Consider the following 12639-nt stretch of genomic DNA (forward strand, 5'->3'; position numbering starts at 1 on the left):
GGACGGCGGAGGGCTTGCCGGATCCCGGCCCGGCGCCGTGTAGTCCTCTGGCCACGATTTCAATGCGGCGCTGGGTTTCGCTCCTGACGAATCTTTTCCCTGTCTGGGTCCTGCTCGCAGGGGCTGTTGCCCTCGTGCGACCTGCGTGGTTCACATGGTTCAGCGGTCCATGGATCCCGTGGGGACTGGGCATCATCATGCTGGGCATGGGCCTGACGCTGCGGGTGGAGGATTTTCGCGGAGTTCTGCGCATGCCCTGGGCGGTGGCGGTGGGATTTGCGGGCCAGTACCTGATCATGCCCCTGTTGGGCTGGACACTGGCGCGAGCCCTGCAGTTGGAGACCCCCCTGGCGGTCGGACTGATCCTGGTGAGTTGCTGTCCGGGCGGCACGGCTTCCAACGTGGTAACGTTCCTGGCGGGCGCCAATGTGCCCTTGTCCGTGGTCATGACCATGTGCTCGACGTTTGCCGCGGTGGGCATGACCCCGGTCCTGACCGCCTGGCTGGCGGGCCATTACGTCCCGGTGGATGCCTGGGGGCTGTTTCGCAGCACATTGGTCATTGTCCTGATGCCCTTGCTTGCCGGGCTTGCGCTGCATCATGGGGCACCCCGACTGGTGCAGGCGGTGTTGCCGGCGGCGCCGTTGGTCTCCGTGGCGGTCATCACGTTGATCTGCGCCAGCATCATCGGCGGCAGCGCCGAGGTGCTGCTGGGTTCGGGGCTCCGACTGCTGGCAGCCGTGGCGCTGCTGCATGCGGGAGGTTTTGCACTGGGCTACGGGTTTGCCCGACTCTGGCGGCTGGGCGTGCGCGATGCCCGCACCGTGTCGATCGAAGTGGGCATGCAGAACTCGGGCCTCGGCGCTGCGCTGGCCCGCGAACATTTCGCAACCCTTCCTGCCGCGGCCCTGCCGTGCGCACTGTCGGCCACCATGCACTCGGTGATCGGCAGCCTGTTGGCGGGCTATTGGCGGTGGCGAGCTTTCGCGTCGGCGCAGACGGCCCGGCCCCACCCGGAGGCTCTCAGAGCATCGAAGCGGCCAGAATCCGAATGATTTCTTCCAGCGTGGTTTCGCCGCGCAAGGCTGCGTGCAGCGCGTTTTGCCACAGGGTACGCATGCCGTTCTGAATGGCGATCTCCTCCAGGGCACTCGTGGGCATGCGTTTCAGGACCGCCTCCCGAAAGGGCTCGTTGACCACCAGCAGCTCACAAACGGGCATCCGACCTGCGTAGCCGGTGTGCGCGCAATGCTCGCAGCCGACGCCGCGTCGAAACCGGGCGCGCGGGATCCAGTCCTCCGGCACCACCTTCAACAAGCTGGGCTCCGGTTCGTACGGGTGCGCGCACTGGGGACAGACGCGGCGGACCAGCCGCAGCCCCATCACCCCCAGCACACTCGAGGCCAGCAGGAACGGCTCGATCTCCATGTTGATGAGGCGCGTGAACGCGCCGGCGGAAACTCCGGCGTGGATGGTGCTGATGACCAGGTGGCCGGTCAGCCCCGCTTGCACCGCGATGGCAGCGGTCTCGGCATCGCGGATTTCCCCCACCATGATCACCTGGGGGTCCTGACGCAAAATACTGCGCAGCGCCACGGCGTAGGTGAAATCCTGCGCCGGATTGATTTGGGTTTGACTGACGCGCGGCAGATTGAACTCCACCGGATCTTCCACGGTACTGATGCTCACGGCGCTGCCGTCCCGCTGCACGATGTGGCAGAGGGCCGAGTACATGGCGGTGGTCTTGCCCGAACCGGTCGGGCCCGTAAACAAAAGCAGTCCGCTGGTCCGGCGCAGCAACCGTTTGAGGCCCTGCAAGGTGTCGGGGTCGAACCCCAGATCGTCCAGGTCGAAGCGCCGGTCGTGGGGGTCGAAGATCCGCAACACGATTTTCTCGCCGCGCGTGGTGGGGAAGATGGAGACCCGCAGCTGCACATGATCCAGCTCGGGTCCGCAGACGATCTTGCCATCCTGCGGCAGACCCGCCTGGTAGGTTACCAGGTTGGCCATGACTTTGAATCGGGCGGAGATCTTCTCCAACAGGTTGAGCGGCAGATGCACCAATTCGGTAAGCACTCCGTTCACGCGGGCTCGCACGGCCAGGGATTCCTCCCACGGCTCGATGTGCAGATCGCTGGCCCCCAGTCGGATGGCATCTTGTAACAGGCAATTGACCAGGACGCTGATCTCAATCCCGTCCCGCGCCGATTCCAAGTAGTGCGAGGTGAAGCTCATGGCCCTGTGGTGGATGGACATGTCCAGCCGGGCAGTCGGCCGTTAGCCTACTGCGGGTGCGTGGTGCATGGCAAGGGGCCCGGGTGGCTCACCTCGACCCGGATTTGTAGGCGCGCGCCCGCACTCTGAAGGGGTCGGCCGGCGGAGTCCCGACCCCTTGGTCGATGGTGGCGAGCCGCTCGACGGGCCCGCCGGTCGAGGGGTTCAAGCGGGCGGTCGGGCCCCGGTTTCCGGGGGCAGGAGGCCGCCTGCCAGCCGGTGCCACAGTTCATCGTTCAATACCGCTTTCCGCAAAAAGTCGGTATCCGAGAGCGCTTGCGCCGGGGCGGCGGGTTGCACCGGCAACCGGATGACGAACGTGGTCCCCTGCCCGGGTTGACTGCTGGCATGGATGGTGCCCCCGTGATGGTGCACGATGAAGTAACAGGCCATCAGATTGATCCCGAATTCCGCCGGGCTGTCTGTCCGCGACACAAACGGGTCGAACACCAGCCGGAGCCATTCCTCCGGGAGACCCGGGCCCGTGTCGGTGACCTGAATCTCCACTTCCGGCCGTGCCGGGTCAGAGGGTTCCACGGGCCGCGCTTTGAATCGCACGCAGGACCCGGGCGGGAGCGTCACCAGTTCGTCCTTCAACAGGAGCTCGAACAACCTCCGGAACCGCGGCGCGTCCACCTGGAGCTCGGGTAGATTCGCCGGAACGTCCTGTTCCACGCGGATTCCCCGGGCCGTCACTTCCGTCTGCATGCGCAGGCAGGCCTCCTGGATCACCTCGTGCAGACGCACCCGATCCGTGAAGGGTGCGGCCGGTTGTTCCGAGGCCTTCCAGAGCTCCAACAGCAGGTTGTTGATCCGTTCGATCTGCTCCTGCACCTTGCGATGGTACACCTGCCAGAACTCGGGGTCGCGCAACGCCTGGAGATTGACCTCTTCGGCCAGCTTGACGGGGGCCAGGTCCAGAAAGGTTTTGACGGCCACCAGGGCGTTGCGGATGTGATGGCTCAGACCGGCGGCCAGCAGACCCAGACTCAGAATGCGATCGGCCATCAGCATCTGCCGCAGCGTGGCCATCTTCTGCCGCAGCAACTCGTCGCGTTCGCGCTGGATCATGAACAGCTCCAGCGCATGTTTCAGCGTCTGCTCCAGCTTCTGCAGATCCCACGGTTTGCTGATGTATTTGTAAATGGCTCCGGCGTTGATGGCCTCGATGGCCTCCTTGTAGTCGCTGTAGGCGGTCACCAGCACCCGGATGATCCGCGGGTCAATCTGCCGCGCCTGTTCCAGCAGCCACACCCCCTTCTCGCCCGGCATCCGCTGATCGGTCATGAGCAGCCCGATCTCCTCCCGGTGGGCCAGGAGCAGCCGGTGCCCCTCCGTTGCACTGGAAGCCGTCAGGATGCGAAACGTGTCGGAGAAGGCACGTGCAAAGCTCTTCAGGGACTTCTCCTCGTCGTCCACGTAGAGGATGGCGAAGCGGCGGTAGTCGTACGTCGGCGTCATGCGTGTGTGCCTGGCTGCAGGTCAGGCTGGGAGGAGGGGGTCGGGAATTCAAGGGTGAACTGGCAGTACCGGCCGGGTTCGCTCTGCACGCGAATGCTGCCCTGGCACTCCTGCATCAGTCGATAACAGATGCTCAGTCCCAACCCCATGCCCTCGCCCACGTCCTTGGTGGTAAAGAACGGGTCGAACACCCGGGCCTGATGCTCCGGGGCAATGCCCGGTCCGTTGTCCCAAACCTCCAACCGGACGCGATCCTTCTCCGTTCCGGCGGTGATGCGAATCCGCGGGGTTTCGCCTTGAAACGACTTCCGGCGCAGTGCGTCCAGCGAATTCTCCACCAGGTTGATCAACACATGCACCAGTTTGTTGCGGTTGGCGCGTACCGCCAGGCCCGGTGGCACCCGCACTTCCAGTTGGACGGAATCCGGCGTCTCTCCGCTCAGGTAGCGGAGTGCGGCCTGGACGGCTTCTCCCAGATCCACCGACTCCAGATCGCCGCTGTCCGGATGGGTGAACAGGCGCAGGTCGGAAACGATGTTTTTCACGCGGACCAGACCGTCTTCGATGTCGTCGAGGATTTCGTCGATTTCGGCTTGTTCGGCAGCCGGCAGGGCGGCGACCTTCTTGCGCAGCGCAAACAGGTTGGTGGTGGCAAAGTTCAGGGGATTGTTGATCTCATGGATGATCCCGGCACTCAAGACGCCCAGCGATGCCATCTTTTCCTGCTGCACCAGCTGTGCTTCCGCCTCGCGCAGCCTGGTGAGCGCAGCTTCGAGCTCCTGCTTCCGTTGCGCCAGTTCGTATCGGGTCGCAAAGTCTCTCTGGCGGAGCCGGTTAAAAAAGTGGTTTCCCACTACCACGATGATTCCCGTCTCCACCATGAAAATACAGTTCGCAGCAAAACGGCCGTCGAGCCTGTCCCATGGCCCATGAAGCATGCAAGTTGCCAGGTAGAAGAGAATCACACCACCAACTGCGATGGCGGATTCGACCGCGTTCCAACGCACCACGAGGCTTATGGCCAGCAGGATAAGGTTCAACCCGGCGTAATAGGGGGAGGCCGGCCCCTCCCGGTCGTAAATCATCCAGCAGATGCAGATCGCCGGTAACCATGCGGTGGCGAACCCCAGGCCTCTGTGGTGCCTGATCCCCCAGGGCCGGGTTAACAAGTACCAAATCCCGCAGGCGAGGACCGAGCTTCCCAACCGTATCCAACCGAAGAAGGCCAACCGCTCCGGATAGACTGCCCAGTCCAGCGTGGCTCCGAAAGGCATGAGGACCGCCACCAACAGTGCGGCTACCTTGCCCGTGCTCACCCGGTTCTCGAGTTCGTGGGCTTGAAAGGCCGCACGAAATGCCGGATCACGCTGAAGGGGAGGCGTGTTCTTCATTCCTCGGGTTTGCGCGCTTGGAGGAAAACGTTGACTCCCGTGGGGTCCGCCAACACGCGGATGTCGGCGTACTCTCGCAGCTCCGCAGCGAGGCTCTCCATGTCCCCGGCACTGCGGTGGACCAGATGCCAGTCGAGCAGATGTTCCATCCCGTTGCGCAGGGGGTTGGAAGGATGCACATTGGTGGCGATCAGCAGTCCGCCGGGCTCCAAATGGCGGAGCATATACGCCAGCAATCTCCGGCAAACCGCATCCGTCAAGTAATCGAAGAGGCCGGCACAGTACACCACATCGTAGGTCTCTACGGCCTGGCCCCTGCGGGCCTCCTCCCGTTCCTTCAGCAGTTGGAACACGGACTCTTGGAGGAACCTGAACTCAGTGGCACGATGGTATCGCTGGGCCAACCCTTGCAATGCGTGCGCCGCGTGTTCAATGGTCTCGCGATCGAAGTCGAGGAGAGTGATTTCGGCCTCATTACTGAGGGGACTCGAAACCAGGAAGCGCTGAATCTCGTGCGCCGGACCGCAGGCGAGGTTCAGAACCCGCAGCCGCCGCCGGCGGTTGACGACACGCACGGCTTCCTGGATGAGACACTCGGTCAGGTAGGCAATTCGGTTCCGATGAGCCTCGGCTGGTGGTTGCTCGAGAAACCACTTGTTGACGACTTGGGCGTACAGGGAAGGCCCTTCCCATCCGTTCCGGATGATCATGTTTACCATCTCGTAGTCGCCGGCATACCCCAGGGGCTTGTGAAACGTTCGATGAGCAAAGGGTGCGCACAGTGTCAAAGGGTGGAGCTGCCGGCGCATGTAACTCCGGTGCGCAGGCAGAAGTTCTTCCGGGATTTCCGCGCAGCACTTTTCAAATCGCGCAAAGAGCTCATTGATGCACGGGATGACGCGGCCGGCGACTGCACGCGCAACCGGGGCGACATGTCCGTGAGGCGAATGATCGGCGTACATCTTCTGCACAAGCTCGACCTGATCCAACCAAATGCGGAGACCAGAGAAGAAGGTATGCATGTCCGCGATCACAGATTTGTAGGCGGGGACGATTTGGTACGCCTCCGCCCAGTGTTCCATGAACTCGCTGAATGCCTCTTCCAGAGCTCCATTCAGGATGGCAGGGCTCTCATAAACATGATCTTGCCATTCAGACTCGCTGAGCTCGGCTTCGCAGGTCCAAGTGGGTCCGCCTTGGAGCAGCGCACGCACCACGGCTCGCCCCTTGTACACTTCCCTCCCTCGGATGGTGATCGTTACGTTTTGCAGCATCTCGGAGATCCGCACCTCGCAGGACTCCGAGAAAACGTCAAACACCACACTGAAGCGCCCGAGACGACGGAGGGCTCCCCAGAAACACCCTCCGCTGGCAGTCCGAAACCAGACGCCTTCTTGGGTTAGGGTCGGAGTCGGCATGGTAACTGATCTCTCAACGCTCCCACCAACGCCGGTCGGTCATACAGAGCAGCCTATGTCAAAACGCCCATCCTGCCGACACAATCACCGCATGGCTGAGGTACTTGTAGCGGCCGTCGGCGGACTGGCCCGTGGCCGAGGGCCGGCTGCCGCGCACCGTGTGCTCGGGGCCGTAGCCAAACTGGTATGCCACATCCCAGTTCCACCGCGGACCGCGATACCCGGTTCCCACACTGAAGAAATGGCGGTCCAGATCGGCCACCAGGGGAGAATAGGTGGCATCCGGGACCGACCCCTCGTTGAAGATGTAACCGGCGCTGATGTGCCAGCGTTCCCCAACGTAACGCGTCACGCCCCATTCATAATACCAACTTCCCTCCCAGTTGAGCGTCAGTGGAATCGCGGGGGGCAACAAGCCGGGAAGGCCGCCGGCCTGGCGAAGGGTGACCGTCCGCAACCGGTTCCAGCCCGTGAAATCAGCGTTGAACTCGAGATTCCAGTCGGGCGTCGGACGCCAGGAAATCCCAAAGACCGCGTTCAAGGGAAACGGCCAGTCGGCCTCCGCGGCCCAGCGCTGCTCGGGGAAGGCCGGCACGACAGGCCCCCCCGGCGGGAAGGGCTCCCGATTGTACGCGGCCGTGTGCCCGTCCAGTTCCACCGTGGTGGGACTGCGGAAACTGATCCCGATCGTCACTTTGTCGTGGACCTGCCACAGCAGGCCCAGGTTGTAGCCGACGTCCCAGCCGTCCCCTTTGAAACGGAACTGGTCCAACGGCTGGGCCGGCCAGACGAGGCCCTGTCGCAGGTCCAGTTCCGCGTAATTGAAGGTGACCCCGGCGGCCAGCGAAAGCCGGGGCGTGACGCACCAGGCCGCTACGGGATTGATGGTGAAGTATTTCACCTGGCCGCGGGTGGCCACGGTGCGGAATCCGGTCAGGTCGGACCACTCGGAACTGAGCCCGAAAGGCGCGTACAGACCCAGGCCGAAACTCAGGGCAGAAGCCTCCGGTCCGTAGGTGTAGAAGAAATGCGGCACGGCGTGGAGGTCTTTCTCGTTGTCGAATTCACCGCCACTGCCCGGCGCACGGTAGGTGGTTTGGAGGTTGAGGGCATAAACGCCGGCGCGGACCTGGTGACCGGGGAGTTGCGTGATGCCGGCCGGGTTGTAGTAGATGGCGGCGGGATTGTTGGCCGTGGCCGCAAAGGCCTCGCCGCGGGCCGACGCGAATCCGTCGTGAGTCGCTATTCGGAAGCCACCCGCGTGTGTGTTGCTTGTCGAATCTAGACCAGCAAGAACGCCGACCGTGATCAGACACGCGGAGCGCACAAAGCGCTTCGCGACACTCCGCGGAATGATTATCGTTGGATTCATGCGTATCCTTTGGAGAATGACCGCTCTACGGTCTTTCCGGGCGATTGAGCCGGTGCGGGCAATGTTCCCCCTTGCGTGGGCGGCAGCGAAAGTAGGACGAGAAAACCCGATGTCAGCGAGGGTGCTAACCGCGTTTTTATACCCCGGGAAGGGAGAAGGCGCCCCCGACTGATGGCCTTGTAGCGCAGCTAACGCGCTTAACTGGATGAAACCGGGCTTGATACGGTTTGTCTCGAAGACATGCAGGTGGTTGGGATTCTGGTCCGCGCAGCCGGCATCTGCGTACGGTCCAATGTCTGCTAAGAAGCGGCTCGTGTTTTTAACTTTATGGCGACGTTCCAGGATCTCCGTCGCGAGACGAAGGGAGTGTCGTTGCTGTGCCCCTTGCTGGCGCAGTTCGGCGGCCAGGGGTTCGAGCTGTGCACCGGGATGGGCCACCAGGGCCAGTCGCACGCCGCGTTGGGCCAGCGCCCGCGCCATCACACTGCCCAGTCCGCCTGAAGCACCCGTCAACAGGACGGTTTGACCCGCTTCGATCTGCATCGCCGCATCTCCAAACTAACGCGCCCTGCCCGTCTGGCAATCGGAAAAAGGCCGTTTTTTCGCCCTGCGGAGATCTCCTCATCGGCTTTCCCACCCCTTGCCTGAAGCCCAAAAGCCGGCGGGGGGCAGCGTTCCTAAGGCCCGGAACGGGCGGTAACACGGCCGTTACGCAGCGTGCACAAGGCCTCGCCGGCCCCGCACAAGGCTGACCTTCCTCTGCATGGATCTCTCGCCACCTTTTTGGAAGTCCCTTGGGGAGGTGTACTCCAAGACCCGCGGGCGCTGGCGATCGATGCCCACTCTGCCGTCTCCTGACCCTGCCGGCAGGACCCATCCCGGGTGATGGTTCCCCGGTCACGGCTACCCCGCATCTCCGCTGCGTTTCAGCAGCGAGGACGCAGCGCGGCGGCGCTTGCGGTTTCACCGGCCATCTGGCGACCCGCAAGCGGGCGGTGGAGCCAGAAGGGTTCTCCGAAAAAAAGGCCTTCGGGTTTTGCGGGACCTCGCCTGTGGCTCGTCGGTGGAATGGCCGCTGCAAAGTCTGCCAGCGAGTTGGGGAAAAAGCCGTTCTGCCGACAAAACACATGCGGGTCCGCTCGGCACATCGAGGGGTGGGTTCGGCCCCCACGTTCTCAGCCGTCGGCTAGACGAATAACTGCCACAGCCGGGCGACAAAGAAGCACACCACGATCCCGAGCCCGAGGGGCAACAGAGCCGCCCACATCGTCCAGCGGAGGCTGCCGGTTTCCTTGTAGATCGTGTACAGCGTGGTGCTGCAGGGATTGTGGAGCAGGCTGAACAGCATGAGGTTGATCCCGGTCAACGCGGTCCAGCCGCCCTGGAGCAACAATTGTTTGAGAACATTGTCGTCCTCGATTTCAAACATGACGCCGGCTCCGGCCCCGGCCTCGGGGGTGCCCGTGACCAGGACCGTCAGCATGAGGACGGTGGGAATGACGATCTCATTGGCGGGAATGGCCAGCACATAGGCGAGAAGGATCACCCCGTTCAACCCCAGCCACAGGGCCACGGGATCCAGGGTGCGCACGAGGTGGGCGGCGATGCTGTCTCCGCCCACATGTACGTTGGCACTCAACCAGATCAGGGCGCCGGCCGGAACCGCAAAAACCACGGCCCGCCAGAGCACGAACAGCGTCCGATCCAGCAGCGACGTGTAGAGCGTTTGCCAGAGTCGGGGAGGTCGGTAGGGCGGAAGTTCCAGGCTAAAGGCGGAGGGCTGGCCTTTGAGCACGGTCCGGGTGAGTGCCCAAGAGACGAGAAACGTGAGAGCAACGCCGAGGGCGGCCACGCCGGTGACGGCGGCTGCGGCGGCCAGGCTGGACCAGGGAGCGGGCACCAGGGCGCCCACGAACAGCGTGGCCATCAAGAACTGGGTCGGCCACCGGCCGTTGCACAGGGAAAAGTTGTTGGTGAGAATGGCCAGGAGCCGTTCCCGGGGGCTGTCAATGATGCGCGTGGAAACCACCCCGGCGGCGTTGCAGCCAAACCCCATCATCAGGCTCATGGCCTGCTTGCCGTGCGCGCCAGCCTTGCGGAACAGCGCGTCCAGGTTGAAGGCCACGCGCGGGAGGTAACCGAAATCTTCCAGCAGGGTGAACATGGGGAAGAAAATGGCCATGGGCGGCAGCATCACGCTCACCACCCACGCGGTGGCCAGGTACACGCCGTCGATGGTCAGACCCCGGAGCCAGTCCGGCCAGCCCCAGGCCAGGGTCAGCTCGCGCAGCCACGGGTGTCCGCGCTCGACCAGCAACTCTGCCAGAAGCCCCGAAGGCACGTTGGCGCCGCTGATGGTGATCCAGAACATCACCGCGAACAGGGCGAACATGATGGGGAAACCCCAAAGCCGACTGGTGACGATGCGGTCGAGGGTACGGTCGAAGGTGGGGCGGGCCGGGGCCGCGGGCGAGGAGACGGCGCGGCTCACGATCCGTTCGGCTTCGGTGTAGATGGCCTCCACCACCTGTTCGTGGAGGTCACCTTGCAATCGTTGTCGGTACTGCTGGGCGGTCCGCAGCAGGTCCGCCACTTCGGGGGCAAGGGTTGGGGCAGAGGTCTCGTTCATGGGTTCCCGCGGCGGGGTCAGGGGGTGGCGGGTTGGGCGGCTGTCTCCCGAACGGTGCGGGACCGGACCAGCTCGGCCAGTTCCCCGGTGCGGATGGCGTTGAGGATGCTTTCGTCCCCCGCCAGGAGCCGCATGGCCACCCAGCGGGCGTTGGGCAGGCCGGGATAGGCGCGTTCGAGCTTTTCCACCAGCACCCGGATGGCCTCGCGCAGCGCGGGCGGGGGCTCGGGCAGGCGATGCGGGCGACACCGGACGCGTCCGGTGGCCACGTCTTCGATGGCCTGCAGCAGCTCGGCCAGGCCCTGGCCGCGTCGGGCTGCCGTGCCCACCACGGGCACGCCCAGGTCCCGGGCCAGTTGGCGGGTATCGACCTGCAACCCGTGTCGTTCCGCTTCGTCCATGAGGTTCACGCAAAGGACGGCGCGGTCGGTAATCTCCAACACCTGCAGGACCAGGTTCAGGTTGCGTTCGAGCCGGGTGGCGTCGGCCACGATGACCGTCACGTCCGGCTGTGCGAACAACAGGAAATCGCGTGCGACCTGTTCATCCGGGCTGGTGGACAGCAACGAGTACGTGCCCGGCAGGTCCACGAGTTTGTACCGGTGGCCGTTGTATTCGAAGGCGCCCTCGGCACGGGTGACGGTTTTGCCGGGCCAGTTGCCGGTGTGCTGGCGCAGACCGGTCAGGGCGTTGAAGACGGTGCTCTTGCCGGTGTTGGGATTGCCGGCCAGGGCGACGACAAAATCGGCGTGGCCGATGCGGACGCCCAGTTTGCGAAGTCGGGCTGCCCGGAAGACGGCACAGCTGGCGCATGCCTCGCTGGCGGGCAGGGCGGCGGCCGAAGGCGATTGCGGCGTGGAGTTCATGCGGCCGCCGCCTCCAACGGCTCGACCCGGATCCAGCGGGCCTGATCCTGCCGCAGCGCCACCACGGTGCCGCGCACCCGGTAGGCCCGAGGATCCCCCAACGGACTGGTCATTTCCACGGACACCACGGTGCCGGGGACAAAGCCGAGGTCCAAAAGTCGTCGTCGCTCCATCCCGCGGCAGGCGGGAGAAAGCTCGAGGACGCGAGCGGTCTGCCCCGGCGCCAGTTGATGCAGAAATGCTTCGCGCTGCAGATCTTGCAGCGTTTGACCGCTCAAGGGTTCGACCGTGATGCTTTGGGCCTGCAACGGTGACAGCGAATGCTCCCGGCCGTGGCCCCACAGACGGACCTCCTGGGGGGTGCGCTGCAACACGCAGACCTTGACCCCGGGCCGCAACCCCTCGCGGGCCAACTGCGCGTACAGGGTTTGCGGTTCGTCTTCGACGTGGGTGATCACGGCCGGGGCAGCGACGGGCAGGCTGTTGAGGGAAGCCCCGCGTTCCGCAGGAAGTTGCCCGCCGGGTTCGGGGATGGCATCGCCGTGGGGATCGGTGCGCGGATGGCCCAGCCGGGCGGCCAGGGCCTCGGTTTGTTGTCGGGAAAGCAGGTGCTCCTGGCGCTCGGCCTGTTGATGCCATTGTTCTTCGGTCAGGCCGGTCTGGTCGGCCAGATAACTTTCCCACAGCCGGTGGGCGCGCACCACGTGCGTGGCCAGTTCGCGGCCTTCCGGGCTCAGTTGCATGCGGCCTCCTTCGAAGGAGATCAGGCCCCCGGACTCCAGCTCGGCCAACAACCCTGCGGTCTTCCGGGGGGACAGTTGGAGCGCCCCGCTCACACTTTCCAGGGTGGCCTCCCGGCCGTTGGCCTCGGTCTTCAAGAGATGTTTCAAGGCGTCTTCCCGGCGCGCCCGCGCGGCCAGGGACCGGGCCCTGCGCCAGCGCGCCCATGCCCCGATTCGGGGCCACAGGACCGCCGCCACCAACACGGCGCACAAGAACACCCAGGCGACCCAGTTCATCGGCGTTCCGAGCGGATTGGGAAATGCTCCGGGGCCACCGGGCGCAGCGGGGTTTCTCCCCGCTTACGCCCTTTGCCACTTGGTAGGTTCGTTACACCGGACGGGCCGAGAAGTCAAACCGCGGCGGAGCCTCAGCCCCCGGCCGGGGGAGAATCGGGAAGCGGCGGATGGGACCCGGGCCGGTCGTCCGTGAGGGCCCCCGCCACCGC

The 12639-nt window shown here is 64.4% G+C and carries 9 protein-coding genes and 1 pseudogene; 1 reads left to right on the forward strand and 9 read right to left on the reverse strand.

Annotated features, from left to right (window positions below; translation table 11 throughout):
* Positions 1–62 precede the first annotated feature (62 nt).
* The gene (locus tag ACPDIT_RS06020; RefSeq protein ID WP_423442274.1) at positions 63–1055 is read left to right on the forward strand and encodes a bile acid:sodium symporter family protein; all 993 of its coding nucleotides are present in this window, start codon (positions 63–65) and stop codon (positions 1053–1055) included.
* Here the strand turns inward: ACPDIT_RS06020 and ACPDIT_RS06025 are convergent.
* The 9 genes and pseudogenes from ACPDIT_RS06025 to ACPDIT_RS06065 form a co-directional block, all read right to left on the reverse strand.
* A complete protein-coding gene (locus tag ACPDIT_RS06025; protein ID WP_423442275.1) occupies positions 1024–2235 on the reverse strand; it encodes a GspE/PulE family protein in 1212 nt (403 codons plus the stop codon). The two genes, ACPDIT_RS06020 and ACPDIT_RS06025, sit on opposite strands and share 32 nt — an antisense overlap.
* Positions 2236–2439: 204 nt before the next feature.
* Positions 2440–3735, reverse strand: a complete 1296-nt coding sequence (locus ACPDIT_RS06030; protein WP_423442276.1) for a response regulator — start codon at positions 3733–3735, stop codon at positions 2440–2442.
* Positions 3732–5126, reverse strand: coding sequence for a sensor histidine kinase (locus ACPDIT_RS06035; protein ID WP_423442277.1), 1395 nt, complete (start codon positions 5124–5126; stop codon positions 3732–3734). Before ACPDIT_RS06035 ends, ACPDIT_RS06030 begins: the two co-directional genes overlap by 4 nt.
* Positions 5123–6544 carry a class I SAM-dependent methyltransferase gene (locus ACPDIT_RS06040; RefSeq protein WP_423442278.1) on the reverse strand — a complete coding sequence of 474 codons (1422 nt, stop codon included), beginning with the start codon at positions 6542–6544 and terminating at the stop codon, positions 5123–5125. The genes ACPDIT_RS06035 and ACPDIT_RS06040 overlap by 4 nt, the downstream gene beginning before the upstream one ends.
* Before the next feature lie 58 nt (positions 6545–6602).
* Positions 6603–7916: an OmpP1/FadL family transporter gene (locus ACPDIT_RS06045; protein WP_423442571.1), complete on the reverse strand. Its 1314-nt coding sequence runs from the start codon at positions 7914–7916 to the stop codon at positions 6603–6605.
* A 435-nt stretch (positions 7917–8351) separates the two neighbouring features.
* A pseudogene (locus ACPDIT_RS06050) lies at positions 8352–8459 on the reverse strand (hypothetical protein); the annotation flags it as partial.
* A 643-nt stretch (positions 8460–9102) separates the two neighbouring features.
* Complete coding sequence (locus ACPDIT_RS06055) at positions 9103–10545, reverse strand: nucleoside recognition domain-containing protein (RefSeq protein WP_423442279.1); 1443 nt, start codon at positions 10543–10545, stop codon at positions 9103–9105.
* Between the two features lie 17 nt (positions 10546–10562).
* The gene (locus ACPDIT_RS06060; protein ID WP_423442280.1) at positions 10563–11411 is read right to left on the reverse strand and encodes a FeoB small GTPase domain-containing protein; all 849 of its coding nucleotides are present in this window, start codon (positions 11409–11411) and stop codon (positions 10563–10565) included.
* Positions 11408–12430: a FeoA domain-containing protein gene (locus ACPDIT_RS06065; RefSeq protein ID WP_423442281.1), complete on the reverse strand. Its 1023-nt coding sequence runs from the start codon at positions 12428–12430 to the stop codon at positions 11408–11410. Before ACPDIT_RS06065 ends, ACPDIT_RS06060 begins: the two co-directional genes overlap by 4 nt.
* Positions 12431–12639: the final 209 nt, after the last annotated feature.

The sequence above is a fragment of the Limisphaera sp. VF-2 genome, assembly GCF_049537125.1.
Taxonomy (GTDB): Bacteria; Verrucomicrobiota; Verrucomicrobiia; order Limisphaerales; family Limisphaeraceae; genus Limisphaera.